General features: G+C 39.4%; 19 protein-coding genes. 6 read left to right on the forward strand and 13 right to left on the reverse strand.

Features of this window, described 5'->3' with window-relative positions; all coding sequences use genetic code 11:
• Positions 1–76 precede the first annotated feature (76 nt).
• Positions 77–454, forward strand: a complete 378-nt coding sequence (locus KTI79_RS07870; protein ID WP_005303175.1) for a VOC family protein — start codon at positions 77–79, stop codon at positions 452–454.
• 74 nt (positions 455–528) lie between these two features.
• On the opposite strand, the gene KTI79_RS07875 is transcribed toward KTI79_RS07870, so the two are convergent.
• Positions 529–1,002, reverse strand: a complete 474-nt coding sequence (locus KTI79_RS07875; protein WP_032055144.1) for an OsmC family protein — start codon at positions 1,000–1,002, stop codon at positions 529–531.
• 163 nt (positions 1,003–1,165) lie between these two features.
• On the opposite strand from KTI79_RS07875, the gene KTI79_RS07880 reads away from it, so the two are divergent.
• Both KTI79_RS07880 and KTI79_RS07885 read left to right on the forward strand, forming a co-directional pair.
• On the forward strand, positions 1,166–2,434 hold the full coding sequence (locus KTI79_RS07880; protein ID WP_032055145.1) for an exonuclease SbcCD subunit D: 1,269 nt from the start codon (positions 1,166–1,168) through the stop codon (positions 2,432–2,434).
• Between the two features lie 9 nt (positions 2,435–2,443).
• A complete protein-coding gene (locus KTI79_RS07885) occupies positions 2,444–6,040 on the forward strand; it encodes an AAA family ATPase (RefSeq protein ID WP_032055146.1) in 3,597 nt (1,198 codons plus the stop codon).
• A 200-nt stretch (positions 6,041–6,240) separates the two neighbouring features.
• On the opposite strand, the gene KTI79_RS07890 is transcribed toward KTI79_RS07885, so the two are convergent.
• The gene (locus KTI79_RS07890) at positions 6,241–6,933 is read right to left on the reverse strand and encodes a YggS family pyridoxal phosphate-dependent enzyme (RefSeq protein ID WP_032055147.1); all 693 of its coding nucleotides are present in this window, start codon (positions 6,931–6,933) and stop codon (positions 6,241–6,243) included.
• A gap of 126 nt (positions 6,934–7,059) precedes the next feature.
• On the opposite strand from KTI79_RS07890, the gene KTI79_RS07895 reads away from it, so the two are divergent.
• Positions 7,060–8,097, forward strand: coding sequence for a type IV pilus twitching motility protein PilT (locus KTI79_RS07895; RefSeq protein ID WP_002121749.1), 1,038 nt, complete (start codon positions 7,060–7,062; stop codon positions 8,095–8,097).
• Between the two features lie 19 nt (positions 8,098–8,116).
• On the forward strand, positions 8,117–9,235 hold the full coding sequence (locus KTI79_RS07900) for a PilT/PilU family type 4a pilus ATPase (protein ID WP_032055148.1): 1,119 nt from the start codon (positions 8,117–8,119) through the stop codon (positions 9,233–9,235).
• A 69-nt stretch (positions 9,236–9,304) separates the two neighbouring features.
• On the opposite strand, the gene fur is transcribed toward KTI79_RS07900, so the two are convergent.
• On the reverse strand, positions 9,305–9,742 hold the full coding sequence (gene fur / locus KTI79_RS07905; RefSeq protein ID WP_002121758.1) for a ferric iron uptake transcriptional regulator: 438 nt from the start codon (positions 9,740–9,742) through the stop codon (positions 9,305–9,307).
• 111 nt (positions 9,743–9,853) lie between these two features.
• Between fur and KTI79_RS07910 the strand changes: the two genes are divergently transcribed.
• Positions 9,854–10,252 (forward strand): outer membrane protein assembly factor BamE, encoded by a 399-nt coding sequence (locus KTI79_RS07910; protein WP_002121740.1) that lies wholly within the window; start codon positions 9,854–9,856, stop codon positions 10,250–10,252.
• Between the two features lie 64 nt (positions 10,253–10,316).
• On the opposite strand, the gene KTI79_RS07915 is transcribed toward KTI79_RS07910, so the two are convergent.
• The 10 genes from KTI79_RS07915 to KTI79_RS07960 all read right to left on the reverse strand — a co-directional run bounded on the left by KTI79_RS07915 (position 10,317) and on the right by KTI79_RS07960 (position 20,320).
• Complete coding sequence (locus KTI79_RS07915; RefSeq protein ID WP_014205982.1) at positions 10,317–10,631, reverse strand: RnfH family protein; 315 nt, start codon at positions 10,629–10,631, stop codon at positions 10,317–10,319.
• Positions 10,631–11,698 carry a membrane protein gene (locus tag KTI79_RS07920; protein ID WP_032055150.1) on the reverse strand — a complete coding sequence of 356 codons (1,068 nt, stop codon included), beginning with the start codon at positions 11,696–11,698 and terminating at the stop codon, positions 10,631–10,633. Before KTI79_RS07920 ends, KTI79_RS07915 begins: the two co-directional genes overlap by 1 nt.
• Positions 11,699–11,851: 153 nt before the next feature.
• A complete protein-coding gene (locus KTI79_RS07925; RefSeq protein WP_002121698.1) occupies positions 11,852–12,307 on the reverse strand; it encodes a bacteriohemerythrin in 456 nt (151 codons plus the stop codon).
• 251 nt (positions 12,308–12,558) lie between these two features.
• A complete protein-coding gene (locus tag KTI79_RS07930; RefSeq protein ID WP_032055151.1) occupies positions 12,559–13,407 on the reverse strand; it encodes a class II glutamine amidotransferase in 849 nt (282 codons plus the stop codon).
• A 107-nt stretch (positions 13,408–13,514) separates the two neighbouring features.
• The gene (locus KTI79_RS07935; RefSeq protein WP_016144532.1) at positions 13,515–14,297 is read right to left on the reverse strand and encodes a GNAT family N-acetyltransferase; all 783 of its coding nucleotides are present in this window, start codon (positions 14,295–14,297) and stop codon (positions 13,515–13,517) included.
• Positions 14,298–14,419: 122 nt separating this feature from the next.
• Positions 14,420–15,325, reverse strand: a complete 906-nt coding sequence (gene argB / locus KTI79_RS07940; protein WP_032055153.1) for an acetylglutamate kinase — start codon at positions 15,323–15,325, stop codon at positions 14,420–14,422.
• A gap of 15 nt (positions 15,326–15,340) precedes the next feature.
• The gene (locus tag KTI79_RS07945) at positions 15,341–16,759 is read right to left on the reverse strand and encodes a phosphomannomutase/phosphoglucomutase (protein ID WP_032055154.1); all 1,419 of its coding nucleotides are present in this window, start codon (positions 16,757–16,759) and stop codon (positions 15,341–15,343) included.
• Positions 16,760–16,956: 197 nt separating this feature from the next.
• Positions 16,957–17,409 (reverse strand): dUTP diphosphatase, encoded by a 453-nt coding sequence (gene dut / locus KTI79_RS07950; protein ID WP_086376082.1) that lies wholly within the window; start codon positions 17,407–17,409, stop codon positions 16,957–16,959.
• A 24-nt stretch (positions 17,410–17,433) separates the two neighbouring features.
• Positions 17,434–19,473 carry a UvrD-helicase domain-containing protein gene (locus KTI79_RS07955; protein WP_005070868.1) on the reverse strand — a complete coding sequence of 680 codons (2,040 nt, stop codon included), beginning with the start codon at positions 19,471–19,473 and terminating at the stop codon, positions 17,434–17,436.
• Positions 19,474–19,666: 193 nt separating this feature from the next.
• Entirely contained in the window at positions 19,667–20,320 is a 654-nt protein-coding gene (locus KTI79_RS07960) for an OmpA family lipoprotein (RefSeq protein ID WP_005070886.1), read from the reverse strand.
• Positions 20,321–20,554: the final 234 nt, after the last annotated feature.

Here is a 20,554-nt window from a genome sequence, read left to right on the forward strand (position 1 = left end):
CATACACAATAGTCCTTTCGTGGCTATAAAGGCTATGCGTATACTTTTTACACCATAAAAATATGATTTAAATAATATGAACAACATTGCCTATTTTGAAATCCAGTCTTCAAACCCTGCCCGCGATGCGCAGTTTTATCAAGCTGTGTTTGGCTGGCAATTTAAACTCGATGAAAACTTACCGATTGAGTATTACCGTATCGAAACGCCTTCAATTATGGGGGGACTATTAAAACGCCCCGCTCAAACCCCTCCGATGGAATATGGCACCAATGCATTTACCTGTTCGGTTCAGGTGGAAAACTTTGATGAAGTGGCTGCAAAAATTTTAGCGCAAGGTGGTATTGTGGCGATGGATAAATTCGCTATTCCTGGTCGTGCTTGGCATGGCTACTTTGTCGATTTAGACCATAACGTTTTTGGTATTTTTCAAGTCGATGAAAATGCAGCTTAAAGATCTTATTTAACGGCTCTATTTATTTTTAATGTATAGCCACCGCCTTTTTATCGGTGGCTATTTCATATTATTTATTCGGCAAAGCTAAAAGTGGCTTCACATGTAATTGGGAAATTCACCGAATTGGCAATCATGCATTCGTGATGTGCTTCTTCATGCAATTTTGCTGCAAGCTCTTGGTCAGTACCTTTTTCTAAAATAACTTCTGGTCTTAAAATAATTTGAGTAAAGTGACCACGTTTGACTGGATCTGTTTCTTCCATAAAACCAAGTGCATGATCGACATAACTCAACACATGAATATGGTTGACTGCACATAGGTGCAAATACCAAAGCTTATGACAAGCTGAAGCTGATGCCACCAATAAATCTTCTGGGTTCCATCTGGTCACATCACCCAAATAAGCAGGGTCTGATGAACCTTGTATCGTGGTCTTTTGAGGATGTTGAATACTAAAATCGCGTTTATAAGAACGATAAGATGAAGTGCCTGTACCCGTATTGCCTTCCCACTGTATTTTTACTTCGTATTTATGAATAGCCATTTTGTTCTCAAAGTTCATGGTTTGACCTGATAGTAACAAAGCAGAGCTTAAGGAGACAAAATAATTCAGATTTCATTGCTGGCTTAAATAACGAGCACTTTAAAATGTCTTGATAAAATCTCCTGCCAATTTATGCTAACGTATCTGTGTTTATTTTGGCTTGATGTCTGTTTCTATGTCCGTACATTTTCTACATACTTCTGACTGGCATTTGGGGCAGTTTTTTTATAATCACTCACGACACTACGAACACCAACAATTTTTAAGCTGGTTGCTCACTCAAATTCAAGAAAAACAACCGCATGCCCTGCTTATTGCGGGTGATATTTTTGATGTTATTAACCCAGGATCTCAAGCACAAAAACAACTCTACCAATTTTTAGCAGATGCCCATCGTATTGCACCGCACATGCAAACACTCATGATTGCGGGTAACCATGACTCAGGCTACCGTATTGAACAGGTTGAACCGCTTTTAGAAAAATACAATGCAAAAACTGTGGGTGTGGTTCGCTGGAATGAAAATAAAACTCTAGATCTCGATCGACTACTTTTACCTATTTATAATCAAAATCAAGAGATTGTGGCGTGGTGCCTTGCCCTGCCTTTTTTACGCTCGGCCGAAATTACGGGCTTTAATGAACATACCACCAACAGCAAAAATGCGATTGCCTATTTGCACCAGCAACTCATTGCAGAAGCTAAACGTCGTAAGACACCAGACCAAGCGCTTATTTTGATGTCTCATGCGCATATGCAAGGTGGGGAAACATCCGACTCTGAACGCCCAATTATTATTGGTAATGAAGAGGCACTTTCAACGACATTGTTTGAAGATGCTGTCGACTATGTCGCTTTAGGGCATTTGCATAAGCCACAAAAAGTAGGCCAGCCGCATATTCGTTATAGTGGTTCGCCTATTCCGCTTTCTTTTAGTGAAATTAACTACAAACATCAAGTGGTAGAGGTCAAAATTGATCCAGCTCAAGAGACAGACAACCGTTTGCAATTTGAAGCTGTAGAAATTCCACGTTGCATACAATTGCACCGCATTCGTGGTGAGCTAAATGAAGTGCTACAACAACTCAAAGCCTTGCCTTACGGCGTGATTGAAAATATTGACCACCGTGAATATGTCGATATTGAATATTATAGCTTAACGCCGCCACAGCCTAATCTACGTCAGCAGTTTGAAGCGGCCCTACCACCTGATCGCTATCGTTTAGTACGTATTTCACGTCAATATGTGAATAAAGACTCGATCAACTCAAATACTACTCAGCAAATCGCACTTGAACCACCAACACCAGAAAAACTCTTTCAAAATATCTGGGAAAAACAAGGTTACAACGCTGATGATGCGGTCTTAAAAGATTTTCTAAGTCTAGTACAAGAAGCACAAAAACATCTTGAAAATGATGCAACACCTTAAGGATATGCCATGAAAATTTTATCCATTCGAATAAAAAATCTGGCATCTCTTTCTGATGAACACTTTATTGATTTTGAAAGCGCGCCTCTCGCCCATGCGGGTCTCATTGCGATTGTAGGGAAAACAGGCGCAGGTAAGTCAACCATTTTAGATGCCATGTGTCTGGCTTTGTTTAATCGGGTGCCTCGCTTGAAAGACAGTGATGGCAAATTAAAAGATGTTGATGGTTCCGAGTTACTGACCAACTCACCTTTAACTGTCTTACGCCGTGGTACAGGACATGGTTTTGCTGAGCTTTGCTTTATTGCACAAGATCAAAAACGCTATTTGGCACGTTGGGAAATTAAACGTGCGCGTGAAAACCCAAATGGCAAATTACAAAGTGTGCAGCGCCACTTAAAATGCCTGACCGACGGTGTCGTGCTTGCAGACAAAGCCAAAGCGGTTGATGAAAAAGTTAAACAAATTACCCAGCTTTCTTTTGAACAATTTACGCGTGCCGTGTTACTTGCTCAGTCAGAAGTGACCGCGTTTTTAAAAGCACGAGACAGCGAACGCGGTGAATTACTTGAGTACCTGACCAACTCCAGCATTTTCGCTAAAATCGGTGAATTGGCTTTTCGTAAAACAGCCGATATTGCAAAGCAGCGTAAACAGCTTGAAGAGTTTTTAGGACATATCGAAATTTTGTCTGATGAAGATATTGCTGCATTTACCGGACAATATCAGCAAGCCGAGCAAAACCATCAACAGTTAGAACAACAAAAAAATGTCTTAGAAAAACAGCAACAATGGTTTGAGCGTAAGGCAAAACTTGAGCTAGAAGTTCAAGTTAAACAGCAACAGTTTCAAACTCAACAAAATCATCATCAACAATTGGCTAGTGAACGTGAGCAATTAAAACGACTCGAAATTTTCTCTGAAATACGCCCACAAGTTTTTCAGCAATCTCAAAATTTACAAACCCTACAACAACTTGAGCCTCAAATTCAGCAAGCTCAAAGCAAGTTTAATGAATTGGTGCAAATTTTTGAAACGAGCCAAAAACAATATCAACTTGCAGAACAACAGCTCAAACAAACGCTCGATTTTGAACAACAGCATCAACAAGCTTTAAATCAAGTTCGGCAGTCTATTCAAGAACGTGCTTTTATTGCCGATGAATATAAAAAGTGCAAAGAAAAGAAAAATGTATTTGAGCAAAAACTCGGTCCATTGCAACAGCAGCAAAACATTGTGCAACAGCATATTACACAGCTTGAGCAGAACCAAGTTCATCTACAACAGCAGCTTATCCATACTCAGCAATACGCTGTATTGGACAAAGGCCTTTCAGCGCATCTGCATCAGCTTGGGCAATTTATTCAAAATTACGAAGCGATTGAACAACAGCTTGGCAATCCTACCCTTGCCCGCCAAAAATTATCGGAAGCTAAAAGTGAACTCGAACAACTCACAGCTTCACTCGGCACAGTTGAACAAGTTGAGTTAAAGCTTGAACAGCAACGTAAAGATAAAGATCAGAAACTTGCTCAAGTCACGCAGTTAGATCTGATTCAGCAAAAAATAAAAATTTATCATGAGCTATATGCTGAGCTTCAGCAATTCTCTGAAAAACAAACTCAAGTATCAGCCCAAGAGCAGCAACTTAAAACCGTTTGCCAGTTAGCTGAACAAGAATACCAAACAGCAAAAACTGAGCGTGAAAAGTTACAGCACATCCTGCAACAACAGCGTTTATTACATACTGAAAATATTGAACAATTACGAGCCAACCTTAAAGACGGCGATGCGTGTTTAGTGTGCGGAAGTACACATCATCCCTATCGTGTTGACAACAGTACAGTCTCTAAAGCTTTATTCGATTTGCAGCAACAACAAGAGCAGCAAGCTGTTGCACTAGAGCAAACTAAGTTTAATGCATGGCAAACCCAGCAACATGCACTTACCCAGTGCCGTGCCGAGCTTGAGCAAGTTCAGAAATATCTAGCTCAACTTCAAACAAAACAATCAAGCCTGCAGCAAGAGCTTGAGCAAACGTTTAAGCTCAATCAATTACATATTGAGCTTAATCAAGCTCCTGAGCAGATCTTGCAAACGCTTAACGAACTCAGACAAACCGCACAAACTGCCATAAGTTCATTTGACTCAGAAAACTTGCGTTTAGTCCAAGCGATTAAACAACACAATCAACTCGTTCAGTCTATTCAGCGTAATGAAAGCTTACTTAATACTGCACAGCAATGGCAACAACAGGTTCAACATATTGTTGAGTGCTTGTCTGAAACAGAACAGCATGCATGGCAGCAGTCGAGTAGCCAAACAGCTAAGCAGACTTGGACTATTCTTGATGCACGCGCTAAGCAGCTTGAGCAACAAGAACAGCTTTCACATCGTTTTGAACAGCAGCAACAAGAACTTAAAATGTTAACTGCTAACTTTGAACAAATGACCAAGCAAATTGATGAGATCGATCAAAATCTCCAAGAGATTACGCTTAAAGGCCAACAAAATAATGAAAAAGCGGTGTCGCTCATTCAGCAAATGACGGGCCTCTCTGATATTAAACCGCATGAATGGTTAATTGAGCATGATGTTAAACGTCAGCACCAACAAACGGCGTATCATGAGGCTAAACAACGTTTTGAACAAACCAGACAGCACTTTGAGCAGCAAAAACAGGCGCTCGATCAACTTAAACATCAGTATAAACACACAGAACAACATCAACAGCAGATTGATGAACAAATTCAAAACTGGTTAAAAGCCCATACTGATTTTGAGATGCATGATCTTACGGCGCTCATGCAAATTAATTCAGCTCAAGAGCAAGATATTCGTAACCGTCTTAATCATGCCGAGCGTTTATTAAGTGAAGCCTCTTCTGCCCTTAAAACCATGCAAGAGCAATTGAGCGAGCACTTACAAACTCAGCCAGATATTGAATATGAAAAGCTTGTTAGCCTTATTCAAGACAATATTGCACAGCTCAAAGCCCAGCTTGAAGTACGTGATCGGCTTAAGCTTAAGCTTGAAGTACATCAGCAAAACCTTGCCAAACAGCAAAAATACGCTGAACAAATTCAAAACATTCAACAAGAAGAACATCGCTGGAGCAAAATTTCAGGTCTGATTGGTGATGCTAAAGGTAAAGAGTTCCGTGACTACGCTCAGCAATATCACCTAGATATTTTAGTGGAACATGCCAACCAGCAACTGGCAATGCTGTCTCAACGCTATACACTAAAACGTCTTGATCAGTCTTTAAGCCTTGCCATTATTGACCATGACATGGATGGAGAAACCCGCTCTGTTGCATCTTTATCTGGCGGTGAGTCATTTTTAACTGCACTGGCCTTGTCTTTAGCGATTGCCAATATGGCATCGGGTTCAATGAAAATTGAATCACTGTTTATTGATGAAGGTTTTGGTACTTTAGATGCCTCATCTTTGCATATGGTCATGAATGCTTTGGACCAATTGCAAAATCAGGGACGTCAAGTCATTCTCATCTCACATATTCAAGAAATGCATGAACGCATTCCTGTACAAATTCAAGTGAAACCACTTGGCGCTGGTGCAAGTACCATTGAAATAGTGGGTTAAAACTAAAAAGCCCCGACATCCTGTCGGGGCTTTTTTAGATTCTGCGTTGGTATGACTCCTGTCGTACCTGTATGCATCCATTCATCACTGTTTATTGTTATTCTTAGAAACATCCTGTTTCCTGATGAGTTCATAGTACGAAAAAAGCGTTGTCTACCATAGCCGCAAAAGGCCGCAATTTCTGTAAGAAATCGCTTACATCAGCCTTTTTGCGAATAGTCTCTAGCTCCAAATAAAGCTGTCCCCACACGTACCATAGTCGAGCCAGCCGCAATTGCAGCTTCTAAATCACTCGACATTCCCATACTTAAAGTGTCCCAATCTTCTGGGTGCGTATGTTGGTCTTTCACAGCATCAAACAAGGCTTTAGCATCTGCAAAAGCGGCAGTATTGTCAGGCGCTGGAATGACCATTAAACCGCGTAACTTGATTTTTGGTAATTGACTGATTTGAGCAACCAGCTCGGCAACTTCATCTGGTGCACAACCATCTTTACTGTCTTGCCCATCAATATTCACTTGCAAACAAATATTCAGAGCAGATTGATCATCACCACGCTGGTTAGATAGGCGCTCGGCAATAATTAAACGATCTACACCATGTACCCAATCAAATTTCTCGGCCAAATGCTTCGTCTTGTTGCGTTGAACATGACCAATAAAATGCCATTCAATATCTAAATCCTGTAAAGCTTCGACTTTATCTAAAGCTTCTTGCAAATAGTTTTCGCCAAATGCTCTTTGCCCTGCTGCATACATTTCACGCAAACTTTCACTTGGATGTGTTTTCGATACGGCTAAAAGTTGTACGGTTTCAGGCGCACGTTGAGCATGTTCACAAGCAGTTTGGATTTGCTGTAATACGTGCTGCCGCGCATCTTGCAGGTAATTCATTGACAAGGTTCTCATTTTCAAAAAACTTTTTTGCTTTTCACCTAAAGCGAGGTGTTGGTAAGCCTCGGTGAAAGCCGTATATTATTCTACAAAATAATGACATATTTTGATTTACTTGGGGAAATTATGGATATTACAGAGCTACTCGCCTTCTCTGTGAAAAATGGCGCGTCCGATTTACACTTGTCTGCTGGCATGCCACCAATGATTCGCGTGGATGGTGAAGTCCGTCGCATTAACTTACCTGCTCTAGATCATAAAGATGTTCATCGTCTGGTCTACGACATCATGAATGATAAACAGCGTCGTGACTACGAAGAAAAACTCGAAACCGACTTTTCTTTTGAAGTACCCAACGTTGCTCGTTTTCGTGTTAACGCATTTAACCAAAACCGTGGTGCAGGTGCAGTGTTTCGTACCATTCCGTCCAAAGTACTCACAATGGAAGATTTAGGCTTAGGCCAAATCTTTAAAGACATTTGTGACTATCCACGCGGCATTGTACTGGTGACAGGCCCAACAGGTTCGGGTAAATCCACCACACTTGCAGCGATGATGGACTACATTAATGAAAACCGTTATGACCATATTTTAACGGTTGAAGACCCTATCGAATTTGTACACCAGTCTAAGAAATGTCTCATCAATCAACGTGAAGTGCATCGTGATACACATGGCTTTAATGAGGCGCTACGTTCGGCACTGCGTGAAGACCCAGATATTATTTTGGTCGGTGAGATGCGTGACCTTGAGACTATTCGTTTAGCACTTACTGCTGCCGAAACAGGACATTTGGTATTTGGTACGCTGCATACCACTTCTGCTGCAAAAACCATTGACCGTGTAATTGACGTATTCCCAGCCGAAGAAAAAGACATGGTTCGTGCCATGCTCTCTGAATCTTTACAGGCTGTTATTTCACAAACCCTGCTTAAAAAGAATGGCGGTGGCCGTGTCGCAGCTCATGAAATCATGATTGGTATTCCTGCCATTCGTAACTTAATTCGTGAAAATAAAGTCGCGCAAATGTACTCAGCTATTCAGACTGGCGCAAATCATGGCATGACCACCCTCGACCAAAGCTTAAAGAATTTGGTGTCTCGCGGTGTGATCAGCCCGCAAACCGCTCGTACTGCTGCAAAACAGCCAGAATCATTTCTATAAAAATAACTAGAGAATAAATATGGATTTTAATGACCTGCTCAACCTGATGGTTGAAAAAAAATCATCCGACCTCTTTATTACAGATGGCGTTGCACCATCAATGAAGATTAACGGGCAAATTGTTCCCATTTCAAAAAATAGTCTTTCAGGCGAAATTATTGGGCAACTCTTACATTCCATCATGAGTGAAAAACAACGCAAAGAATTTGCTGAGACTCGTGAATGTAATTTTGCCATTATGAACCGTGATAAAACTGCCCGCTTTCGTGTGAGTGCTTTTCAGCAACGTGATATGCCAGGCATGGTACTACGTCGAATTGAAACTAAAATTCCTTCAATTGATGACTTGCAATTACCGCCTGTACTTAAAGATTTATCGATGACCAAACGCGGTATCATTATTTTTGTAGGGGCAACAGGTACAGGTAAATCGACATCATTGGCTTCAATGATTAGCTATCGTAACCATAACTCTAAAGGTCATATCATTACCATTGAAGACCCTATCGAGTTTATTCATGAACATGCTGGCTGCATCATTACCCAACGTGAAGTCGGGATCGATACTGATTCATTTGAAGTAGCTTTAAAGAATACTTTGCGACAAGCACCCGATGTAATCTTGATTGGTGAGATCCGTACGCGTGAAGTGATGGATTATGCAATTGGCTTCGCCGAAACGGGTCACTTGGTCTTAGCCACAATGCACGCCAACAACGCTAACCAAGCACTTGACCGTATTATTCACTTCTTTGAAAGTGACCGTCATAGCCAGCTCTACATGGACTTATCGCTTAACTTAAAGGCCATGATTGCACAGCAACTTATTCCGACTCCAGATGGTAATTCGCGCCGTGCAGCGATTGAGATTCTTATTAACTCACCACTAATTTCAGACTATATTCGTAAAGGCGAAATTCATGAAATTAAAGATTTAATGAAACGCTCACGTGAACTCGGTATGCAAACTTTTGACCAAGCACTGTTTGATCTTTATAAGTCAGGCCAAATTACCTACAAAGATGCATTAAAACATGCCGACTCACCAAACGATTTGCGTTTAACAATTAAGCTTGCCGAAGAAGGACCTGATCAAATTGCAGGCACAAATCAGCATTTAACCTTCGACAGGCAGTAATTTCTTCATAAAAAAAGGAAGGTTAAACGTAACCTTCCTTTTTTATTTGTTTTCTTTGTGTGAAAACGATTATTTCTTGCGCAGTACTTCCTGACATTCAGGTTCGTTACAGTAACCGTAGAGGTTTAATGAGTGACCCGTTAAGGTAAACCCATGTTGCTCAGCTACAGCATGCTGTTCTTTCTCGATAACATCATTAGTAAATTCAATAACTTTGTTGCAATTATGGCAAACCAAATGATCGTGATGATCTTCTTGCATAATTTCGAAAACAGAATGATTATTTTCGAAATGGTGGCGCTGAATGATACCTGCAGCTTCAAATTGTGTTAACACACGGTAAACTGTCGCAAGGCCGACATCTTCCCCTTGTTCTAACAAAGTCTTGTAAATATCTTCAGCGCTAAGATGATGTTGTTTTGAATTTTCTAATAATTCCAAAATCTTAATTCGAGGAAGGGTAACTTTAAGTCCAGCTTTGCGCAAATCTTGATTGGAAATAGGCATGAAAAAAGGTCTCTCAACAAATCTCAAGTTGGAATAGGCAATAGAATTTAGATGAAGTATGATCTATCCTTTGATCAAATGCATCATAATTTATTGGGATAGTGTAGCAAAATGCAAAAACTCGTGCTGACGTTATTAGTCACTTCACTCCTTGCCGGTTGTTCAATCTTTGGTGTATATAAGGTTGATATTCCTCAAGGGACTCCATTGACCAAAGCTCAAGCCTCTCAAGTACAAGTCGGCATGAATTTCCAGCAAGTGCGTTTTTTGCTTGGTAGTCCAACTGTGACTGATCCCCTCAATCCTCTACGTTGGGACTACATTTACAACTATATCCCGGGAACTTATGCTAAAAAAGCAAAAATCCCCGCAGCACATGGTCAGCATTTAAAAATTTACTTTGATGGCACTGGCACAGTAACTAAAATTGAAGGTTTAGAAACTATTCCAGAATCGCAACCAGGTTTACCTGCTTCTAAAGAAGCGATTTTAACTGCACCACCACTATAATCGTTTTTTCTAATAAAAATAAACCCCTCAAGTGAAATACTTTGAGGGGTTTTGTTTATGGGGCTTATTGCTTAAAGCGATTACTTTTAATATATCGCCCCACAGGGTTTTTCTCGGCGCGTTTACGTCGTATATCTTTGGGGTTAATCGTTAAAGGTCGATAAACCTCAACTCGATCACCCGCTTGCAAAATCGCATGTGCTTCAACTTTTGCACCAAAGATGCCAAGTTGTAATGGCTCAGGCAAACTGACCTGTGTCTGCAAGCCACTCGCCTCAACTGCTTGTAATGCAGTCATACCAGCTTCAAATGGAATAGCAACTAAAAACTGTTGCTCTGGGGCTGCATAAGCAACCCACACTTGCTGAGCTTTTTCCATCAGATAATTTGTCCAATCACCGCAATCATGGCAATCACAATTGAAAGCGGCAATACAATACGTACCGCAATGCGCCATAAGTTATAAAACAACTCATTGCTAAAATTCATAGATTTACGCAAATGGCTAATTTTCATAATCCAGCCAGCAAAAATGGCATAGATCAAGCAAATGAGTAATCCCCAAAGCATCAAAATCAGCGTAAAGATGTTATGAAGCTCAGGTACAGCCCAAACAGCAATCGCTACAACAATAATCACCCACTGTAAAATAGGCATAAGCTGACGCTGAGCAAGCTGCTCTCTAGCCAATTGCACAAATAACGCTGTTGTCATTACTGCGGTAAAGATCCAAGTAAAAACAGGAAGCTGTGCTTGTAAAGAAAAGAAACCGAAGGCAATCACAGCAATGAGCTGAGCTAACCAAATTGGAAGAACAGTTTTCGTTGCGCCTTCTTGCGTCTGCACCGCACCTACACTATTTTGCCAGTAAAGCCCTAAGCCTAATCCACTCGCAACGAGCGCAAGTACAGTCGCATTACCCCATTCTTTAAACTCAACATTGGTCCAGTGCCAAGGCTGTAAAGTCGTTCCCATCGTGTTAGCTAAAACAAGAGAAGCAATTACACCAATCGTCATCAGTAAGATTAAAATCTGACGTGGAATAAAGGATAAAATGAGGGCCACAACAGCAAGGCCAGCAAAAACAAGTTGTCCTGAAACACTATTATTAAGTTGTGTAGTCAGTAAATTGCCAGCGGTACTTAATACATTACCAGCTAAAAATGGAATAAAAATAACTGCAAGCCAGCCAACCAAACGCCATTTTGGGGAACTATCAGCTTCACGAGTTAAACTTGATAAAGCATTTAAGGCTGTAGTCTTCGACCGTTTTGCTAACGCAATTTCCAAATAACAAACTGGTAGTGCCAATAACAACATTGTGCCTAACCACAATAACCAGAAATCGAGTTGACGATCAATCTGGATACCCATCGTGGGTGCCAATGTCGCCATAATGATGAAAGATAAGCAAAACGCCATCAGGGGCGATAACCATCGTGACATAGGTATGTCCTGCATTATGCATTCCTTGAAAAAGACTATAGATATTTTGCCCGTGTCATGCTTGAAAATCAAAGTTTGCTCAATAAAAAAAGCAAACTACCGAAACGATAGTTTGCCGCGCTAACTGAAATTATAAGTTATTTTTATTTCAGGTTATGAGAAAAACCGAGCAAACCAGTTTTTCCCTTTCTTTTTTTCTTTTTCTCTAATAATTCCCATCATATTTTCTTTTACTGCCCCCACATAATCGGCATCGTCATGTTGAATATGGTTAATTAACCATTTAGCCAAAATTTCCTGTAATTCGGCTTCAATCGTGTGACCCATTTCAAAACGTTCACGATATAGCTCTATTTTTTTAATAAACAAATCATGTACACGTTTATGAGGTACACGATATTTATAATCAGCTTCCTCTTGCAAACTCTCTTCGAAAGTAAAATGTGATTGGGTATAATCGATAATATTATCTAGAACATCTTTAATACGACGTCTATCCTCTTCATCTTTTACATCATCAATCTCATTAATATAATCAAGTATTCGTTTATGTTGCTCATCAATAACATCAATACCCGTATTATATTCTGAAGCCCATTTCATTTTCATACATCTCCCCAATGATGCTTAATGATTGTTGCATAAACTGCATGATATATTTAAAGAATATAAATAAAAACAAACCTATTTTGTCGGCTTTAGCATATAAAAATTAAATTTAACACAAGTTATTGTTTTTATATATTTTAATTAAAATTAACCAACTAAAATAATAAAGTATTTTTTAAACAAAATATTTTATTATTAAATGATAAAAATATATAAATATCCTTATTCATATATTTTAAATGTATTTTATATTAATACTGATCTGCACGTGTAATACGTTTAAGTTCAGGATTTTCCTGTTCGCGCTTTAATCTTTCTACAAAGGTAATAGCCTTTTTAATTGGTTTACCATGTTGAAATAAAATCATTTCACCAGGTTGGTACGCTGTCCAATTTTCATTATGTGTTAAAGGTTCAGTGGTTATTACTGCCACGCGGTCTTCTGGAGTCGTTACCTGGCTAAAATCGACTTCGACATCTAAGTCAATTAAATGAGCATGATTAAATGGATATTCACGAACGAGCCAATGTAATTTAGTAATGGCATAACTAAATAATGCTTTGCCATTAGATAGGCAATAATTAAATGTACCGTATTCTGCAATTTGCGGAGAAATCTTTTCTAATACTTCAAAGATTTGTTTAAGACTTGGCTCTTCATAACCAAATACTTCAACGAGTTGATCGAGCAAATAACAAAATGCCCGCTCACTATCGGTATTACCTACTGGTGTGAAACGTCCACTTAACGGCGGATTAAAGTCATGTAAATCGCCATTATGAGCAAAAATCCAGTGTCGCCCCCACAACTCACGAATAAAGGGATGTGAATTTTCTAAAGTGATTTTGCCTTGAGTAGCTTTGCGAATGTGTGCAATCACATTGCGTGATTTAATAGGATAATTACGAATAAGATCGGCAATTGGAGATTCAACTGCCGACTGGTTATCAACGAATAAACGGCATGCCTTATCTTCGAAAAATGCGATGCCAAATCCATCACTATGATCTGAGGTAATTCCTGCACGTTGTGAAAAACCACGGAAGGAAAAAGTAATATCCGTTGGTGTTGCACAATTCATTCCTAATAGCTGGCACATATCGCTTTTAAACTACTTCTAATTACCCCATCTGCTCTATTGTGCATGAGAGTAAAATGGCTTGCAAATCTCAATATGTGCTGGCTATTACAAAATAGGAAATATGATTAACGCTGCACCATTTTATTCATTACAAATGAGGTCGCGACTTTATTCACCTCAAGAAATACAAAATAATCTAGACAGTTAAATTCTTCATCAAAAAATGCCTGTTTCGATAGTTTTGACTGCATGCTCAGATACATTTGGAATAGCTTAGGCATACGTTCATCTTGTGGAAAGCTAAACTCAGGATATTCAGGTTCATAGATTTTTTTAGAACGAATATCAATCGTTTTGCTTTCAGATAACTGTTGAATCTGGCGATGTGTATAATACGCTCTAGCTAAATTATCTTGCAAATGAATACTGACACAGCCCATTAAATATTTAGCGCGCATTGACCAGAGTACTTTCGGTGCAAGGTTTAACCATAACATTGATAATGCTTTACCATTACGAAAGCGAGGATGTACACAAGTACGGCCTATTTCTAACACATTTGGAAGATGGGATAATTGAGGAACAATATCGAACTCATGAGCACTGTAGCTTTGTGCTATTTCGTGGCCTTGAAATAATTTTAAACGAGTATACGCTACAATTTCTCCAGTCCATTTTTCACGCAAGACTGCGTGTTCACAACCAAAATCGTAAATATCTTGGTCTAAATTATCTTCAAACTTGATTCCGAATTGTTGGCTAAATTGTTGTGCACGAAACCGTTGTACATCTTGTAATTCTTTTAAATTATCAACCCATTCAAAACGAAATTGCGTCTGATTTATTGCTTTATGACGATTTAAAGGTAAAGTCCAGGTTTGGCGATATTGATTAAATTTTTCCAGCATAATGAACGCTCCTAGTGACACCACCTACACTAGTCAAAGCTCATGACAAAAAAATGACTAAATTAAAATGGTATAAAAAAAGACCACCTAGAGTGATCTTTTTATTGAGAATAATGGATTTCTTAAGCTGTTTTAGTGCGGTTAGAAATCAGTGTTCCCACGCCATGATCAGTGAAGATTTCAAGTAAGGATGCATGTGGCACACGACCATCAACAATATGCGCGCTCACAACACCACCTTTAACAGCGTCAAGCGCACAGCCTACCTTAGGAATCATGCCGCCATAGATCACACCTGTTTCAATGAGGCGATCAACTTCTTGCGTCGTAAGGCCAGTTAACAGATTTTTATTTTCATCAAGCACACCACTAATATTGGTGAGCAAAATTAATTTTTCAGCGCCTAATGCTTCTGCAACCTTACCTGCAACTAAATCAGCATTAATATTATAAGTATTGCCTTCTTCATCTACACCTAGTGGTGCAATAACTGGAATAAAGTCACTTTGAGTGAACATTTCCAATACATCTGTTTTAACACCAGTAACTTCACCCACCATACCCAAATCGATATGTTTGATAGAACCGTCTTCTTCTTGCTTTTCCATAAGCAATTTACGGGCACGAAGTAAATTACCGTCTTTACCCGTTAAACCAATCGCACGTCCACCGTGTTTATTAATCAGGTTAACGATTGATTTATTTACACTGCCGCCCAACACCATTTCAACCACTTCCATGGTTGCAGCATCAGTTACACGCATACCGTCAATACGGTCAGATTCACGGCCTAACTGCTTTAAGAATGAATCCACTTGCGGCCCACCACCGTGAACAACAATCGGATTTAATCCTACAGTTTTAAGTAAAACGATGTCTCGGGCAAATGAACTTTCGAGCTCCGGATCAGTCATTGCGTTGCCACCGTATTTCACCACCAGCGTTTTACCAGTAAAGCGTTGAATATACGGCAAAGCTTCAATCAAGATTTTTGCTTTGTCGACACCGATATGCTGATGTTGTGGCATTACGCCTCTCCTTACTTAGGCCTCTGAAAGTTCTTGTGCAATTTGCGGATAGTGTTCTTGCAACATATCCACAAATTTTTGCTGGATTTCCTTTAATCGTAAAGGATTATCTGCATCAAATCGTACTGTAAAGTATTCACCAGTATTTGATGCTCGAATAATGCCAAAACCATCATCAAAATCAAGACGTACGCCATCAATTTTACTAATACGTGCCCCTAAGCGATGACTTAAAATCTCAATATCTTGTAATACATACTTTGGATCAGACTGATAAGTACCAATATAAGTATCTTCTGTACAACATCTTTCTGGATATGGGGCAAATAACTCAGAAATTGTTGTAGCACTCGATTGAGTAAAATACTCCATTACTCGTAATGCGGCATATAAACCATCGTCGTAGCCAAAACCACGGCCATCATTAAACACATAATGACCTGCATATTCTCCACCGAAAATGGCACGCCCACCCGACTGAGACAAATAAGCCCTTAGGAAGCTACTTCCCGTGCGGATCATTTTTGCTTTTCCACCGAGTTTTTCGACAGTCTCTTGAACCATACGTGAACATTTCACATCAAAAACAATCTCTTGCTCTGGATGCTGCTCAAGGCACATTTGCGCAAAAAGCGACAATAAGCGGTCTGCTGTCAATATCTGTGCTTTTTCATCGACTAAAACAACGCGGTCTCCATCGCCATCCAAAGCAATACCAATATCAGCCTGCTGCTCGACCACTGCTTTTCGCAAGCTAGTTAAATGAGCTGCATGTGACGGATCTGGTGCGTGATCGGGAAACTCACCATTTGGATTGGTACGTAAAGCAATGACTTCACAACCCATTTTTTCCAAGATTAGCTTTGAACAATGCCCAGCTGAACCATGTAAACCATCTAAAACAACTTTTAAAGGACGTTTTAACTGAATATCTTTAAAAATAGCTTGTTGGTATTGTTGGCAAAATTCAGCTTTAAATTGCGGTAATGTCAACTCAAGTACAGAAATTGAATGAGATGGTACATAAGTTTGGGCTTCTTCACCCACCTGTTGAATCATTTCCGGAGACGGCGGTTCGCCTTTTAAAATCCACTTAATACCATTATCAGATTTTGGGTTATGGCTTGCTGTCACCATAATGCCATTGCCACCAAAATCTCGTGCAATGTAGTACATCATTGGTGATGAACAGCAACCAATATTGGTTACTTTTAAACCTTGTTCTATTAAAATTTCTTCAATTAAGTGTGCATAGGCTGGGCTTGTGAGACGGGCATCATAGCCAATCACTAATTGAGTTTGTTTTGCTTGTTTGTATTGCTGTGCCAATCCGTAGGCAATTGAACGGACAACGTCCGTGGTTAAGTAAGAAAGTTTGCCTCTAATATCGTAAGCACGAAAAATACTTTTTGGAAATGAGTGTCTTACATTCATAGCGTATCTTCTATTTAAAGATCAATTCGATCTATCGCAAAAACATAGATTATTCAAAATTTTTGAAAGGTTTGTTTGCTAAAAAAGTTAAAAGAATATGAGTAAAGCGTGTTGTAATATAATCCTTTGTAACATTCAAGATGTAAAAAGAAACGCCTGTTCAACAGGCGTTTGATTTTCGTTAATATTTAAAAAACTTATTGTTTACCTGTGTGACCAAAGCCACCAGCGCCACGTAAAGTTTCTTCAAATTCTTCTACTTGCTCAAATTCAGCTTGTACGACAGGTACTAAAACATATTGTGCCAAACGTTCGCCTGGTTCTAGACGGAATGTGGTTTGACCACGGTTCCAAACTGAAACCATCAATTCACCTTGATAATCCGAATCAATCAAACCAATTAAGTTGCCAAGCACGATACCGTGTTTATGACCTAAACCTGAACGCGGTAAAATTAAACCAGCAAAATTTACATCATGAATATAAATTGCCATACCTGTTTTAACTAAAACAGTTTGTCCTGGTTCAATATCAATTGCTTCATCTAAACAGGCACGTAAATCTAAACCCGCTGAACCTGCTGTTGCATATGAAGGTAAAGGCCATTCTTTACCTAAACGCGGATCGAGCAATTTCACTTGAACTTTCATGGGATTTCCTAAAAATTAAAAAAATTAACGCTTTAATAAAGCTTTTAAATTTGCCAGATATTGTTGAGCCTGTTCTTTAGGGTCAACATTAGCCGCAATTTTCTTTTTACGCCCTAACCACTCAAGCTCATCTTGCGGAAGCTCATCAAGGAAACGGCTAGGTGTCATTTGTTTCATCTGTCCACCATTTTTACGCTGTTCCGCTAGAGTTAACGTTAAACCTTGGCGTGCACGTGTAATTCCCACGTACATGAGACGGCGTTCTTCCTCAATGGTTTCTGCTGCAATCGAGTTCTTGTGAGGCAATAGTTCTTCTTCAAGTCCCATAATGTATACATATGGAAATTCCAGACCTTTTGCTGCATGCAAAGTAAGAAGGTTAACTTTATCTGTATCTTCTTCTTCCTGCTGCTGTTCTAACAGATCGAGCAAAACTAGTTTTCGGATGACACTTTCAATATTCTTTTCATCAACATCTTCAGCACGATTAATCAGATTTTGAATACTGGTAAATAAATTCTCGATGTTATCGAGTTTACTTTTCTCTTGTGCAGGTGTAGCGGACTGTTCACGAACGTAATCCATATAACCCGCTTCATTCATCATTTGACGAACTTTAGGCACAGGCTCATCATCTTCTAACAATTCACGCGTAAATGTCGCGATAAAGTCGGCAAACTCATGAAGCTGTGTTTCTGCCTTTTTAGGAAGCACCATGCTTAAACGCTGGTCAGCAGAAGCACCGAGTAAAGACAAATTATTTTCTTGTGAAAATAAGCCTAACTTCTCAAGAGTAACTGGTCCAATTGCGCGTTTAGGCGTATTAATAATACGTAAGAAAGCACTATCATCTTCTGGGTTAATAATAAGACGCAAGTAACTCATCACGTCTTTAATTTCTGCACGGGCGAAGAACGATGTACCGCCAGAGAGTTTATACGGAATTTGCATTTGACGAAGCTGGGTTTCTAATACACGTGCCTGAAAGTTTCCGCGATACAACACAGCATAATCTTTCCAGTTCTTACCGTTCATCAGTTTATGAGTCAGTAGGTCTTTAACCACGCGCTCTGCTTCATCATCATCATTACGACATGTAATGATTCGGATAACTTCACCATGTCCTTTATCGCTCCACAATTTCTTGTCAAAAATATGTGGGTTATTTTGAATCACACAGTTGGCAGCTTTTAAAATACGGCTGGTCGAACGGTAATTTTGCTCAAGCTTAATAATATGTAGATTTGGGAAATCTTGTTTAAGCAATGCCATATTTTCAGGCTTAGCACCACGCCATGCGTAAATCGACTGGTCATCGTCACCTACCGCAGTGAACTGCCCCATTACACCAACTAATAGTTTGACCAAAATATACTGAGCGGTGTTGGTATCTTGATATTCATCGACCAATAAGTAACGGACACGATTTTGCCATTTGTCACGTACTTCTGCATTTTCTTGCAATAAGCGTGTTGGCATAACAATGAGGTCATCAAAGTCAACTGCATTATAGGCACGTAAATTACGTTCATAAAGTTGATAGAGATGTGCAAACTGGACATCTTCAGGCGTTTCACAAGTCGAATGTGCTTGTTCCGGCAAAATCAGATCGTTTTTCCAATCTGAAATTTTCTTCATTGCCTTGGCAATTAATTCTTTACTCTCTGCACCTGACAAATTGTCACGATGCATCAGGTCCATCAAAATACGTTTACAGTCATCTGCATCCAAAATCGAAAAATTAGCTTTTAAAGGTAAATTTTTAAGTTCTAAACGTAAAAGGTTTAAGCCAAAAGTATGAAAGGTAGAAACTGATAAACCTTTTGCTTCCTCACGTGATAAAAGCTTAGTCACACGCTCTTTCATTTCACGTGCAGCTTTGTTTGTGAAGGTCATCGCGGTTATACGATGTGCAGGAATACGGCAATGTTGCACTAAATAGGCAATTTTACGCGTAATTACCGATGTTTTACCTGAACCAGCGCCAGCAAGCACCAATAAAGGGCCCTGAGTATATTTCATGGCTTCTTCTTGCTTGTTGTTCAATTGACTGGCAGATGACATCGTGTATTACCTCTTAATTTTTCGAGCATGATTATAGTCATCTCTTTTTTAGAATCCCAATAGTAAATCTACGGATATGTATAAATGATGTCTAATAATGCAATTTATGCGCCGCAGAATGTCGTGATTATTTCTTGTACTGCACCCATAAAAAAACCACCCGAAGGTGGTTTTTGAAACAATAAACTAGATCTTATTGTTTAGCATAAATGCTGATTTCTACACGGCGGTTTTGTTCACGGCCAGATGCAGTTGAGTTATCTGCGATCGGGTTAGATGAACCATAACCTTGCGCATCGATACGGCTAGCAGATACGCCTTGGCTAGCTAAATAACTACGTACTGATTGAGCGCGTGCTTGTGATAATGGAATGTTGATAGAGTCATTACCAGTGTTATCAGTATAACCAGTTACAAGAATTGCACTCTTGTTATCTTCAGCCAAAGTTTGAGCCACTTTGTTCAAAGTTGCGTAGAAGTTTGGCTTGATGTTTGATTTGTTTGTATCAAAAGTGATGCTACCAGGCATGATCAATTGAACAGAACCATCTGGGTTACGGCCAACGTCTACACCAGTACCCGCCATTTGTTGACGAAGTTTTTTCTCTTTCTGGTCAAGGTATACACCACCAGCAGCACCAAGAACTGCACCAATTGCCGCAGCACGGTTGTTTTGACGGCTAGAGTTTGCATTTGATTTAGAAATACCATAACCAGCTGCTGCACCAATTAAAGTACCTAATGCGGCTTTATCGTATTCAACGCCACCAAGATTATTACCAGTTGTTTGACAACCAGAAAGAACTACTGCTGCCCCTACCACTGTTGAAATAACTAATGCACGCATTGCATGCCTCCTCACTTTGTGTGTTTTGTTGTCTGAATGAATGATGAAACAAAAAGGAAGTATAAAACATTGATATTTTGTTAATAATAAACAGTTTAGTTATTTTTTTGTAATATTTTGATGCACTTTCAGATGCTAGCTCATCACAATTTCTTCATTGTTGTCTAAGATGTCGTTGTATTTCATATTACGATAGTTATAGTTAAACAACTTTTCTATGGATTTTAGACATTC

Source organism: Acinetobacter sp. WU_MDCI_Abxd143 (genome assembly GCF_025514195.1).
Classification (GTDB): Bacteria; Pseudomonadota; Gammaproteobacteria; order Pseudomonadales; family Moraxellaceae; genus Acinetobacter; species Acinetobacter pittii_H.

Bases quoted from the DNA above. Each gene is read 5' to 3' on its own strand.
- KTI79_RS07870 (WP_005303175.1), top strand. From the start codon at position 77: ATGAACAACATTGCCTATTTTGAAATCCAGTCTTCAAACCCTGCCCGC.
- KTI79_RS07875 (WP_032055144.1), bottom strand. From the start codon at position 1,002: ATGGCTATTCATAAATACGAAGTAAAAATACAGTGGGAAGGCAATACG.
- KTI79_RS07880 (WP_032055145.1), top strand. From the start codon at position 1,166: ATGTCTGTTTCTATGTCCGTACATTTTCTACATACTTCTGACTGGCAT.
- KTI79_RS07885 (WP_032055146.1), top strand. From the start codon at position 2,444: ATGAAAATTTTATCCATTCGAATAAAAAATCTGGCATCTCTTTCTGAT.
- KTI79_RS07890 (WP_032055147.1), bottom strand. From the start codon at position 6,933: ATGAATTACCTGCAAGATGCGCGGCAGCACGTATTACAGCAAATCCAA.
- KTI79_RS07895 (WP_002121749.1), top strand. From the start codon at position 7,060: ATGGATATTACAGAGCTACTCGCCTTCTCTGTGAAAAATGGCGCGTCC.
- KTI79_RS07900 (WP_032055148.1), top strand. From the start codon at position 8,117: ATGGATTTTAATGACCTGCTCAACCTGATGGTTGAAAAAAAATCATCC.
- fur (WP_002121758.1), bottom strand. From the start codon at position 9,742: ATGCCTATTTCCAATCAAGATTTGCGCAAAGCTGGACTTAAAGTTACC.
- KTI79_RS07910 (WP_002121740.1), top strand. From the start codon at position 9,854: ATGCAAAAACTCGTGCTGACGTTATTAGTCACTTCACTCCTTGCCGGT.
- KTI79_RS07915 (WP_014205982.1), bottom strand. From the start codon at position 10,631: ATGGAAAAAGCTCAGCAAGTGTGGGTTGCTTATGCAGCCCCAGAGCAA.
- KTI79_RS07920 (WP_032055150.1), bottom strand. From the start codon at position 11,698: ATGTCACGATGGTTATCGCCCCTGATGGCGTTTTGCTTATCTTTCATC.
- KTI79_RS07925 (WP_002121698.1), bottom strand. From the start codon at position 12,307: ATGAAAATGAAATGGGCTTCAGAATATAATACGGGTATTGATGTTATT.
- KTI79_RS07930 (WP_032055151.1), bottom strand. From the start codon at position 13,407: ATGTGCCAGCTATTAGGAATGAATTGTGCAACACCAACGGATATTACT.
- KTI79_RS07935 (WP_016144532.1), bottom strand. From the start codon at position 14,297: ATGCTGGAAAAATTTAATCAATATCGCCAAACCTGGACTTTACCTTTA.
- argB (WP_032055153.1), bottom strand. From the start codon at position 15,325: ATGCCACAACATCAGCATATCGGTGTCGACAAAGCAAAAATCTTGATT.
- KTI79_RS07945 (WP_032055154.1), bottom strand. From the start codon at position 16,759: ATGAATGTAAGACACTCATTTCCAAAAAGTATTTTTCGTGCTTACGAT.
- dut (WP_086376082.1), bottom strand. From the start codon at position 17,409: ATGAAAGTTCAAGTGAAATTGCTCGATCCGCGTTTAGGTAAAGAATGG.
- KTI79_RS07955 (WP_005070868.1), bottom strand. From the start codon at position 19,473: ATGTCATCTGCCAGTCAATTGAACAACAAGCAAGAAGAAGCCATGAAA.
- KTI79_RS07960 (WP_005070886.1), bottom strand. From the start codon at position 20,320: ATGCGTGCATTAGTTATTTCAACAGTGGTAGGGGCAGCAGTAGTTCTT.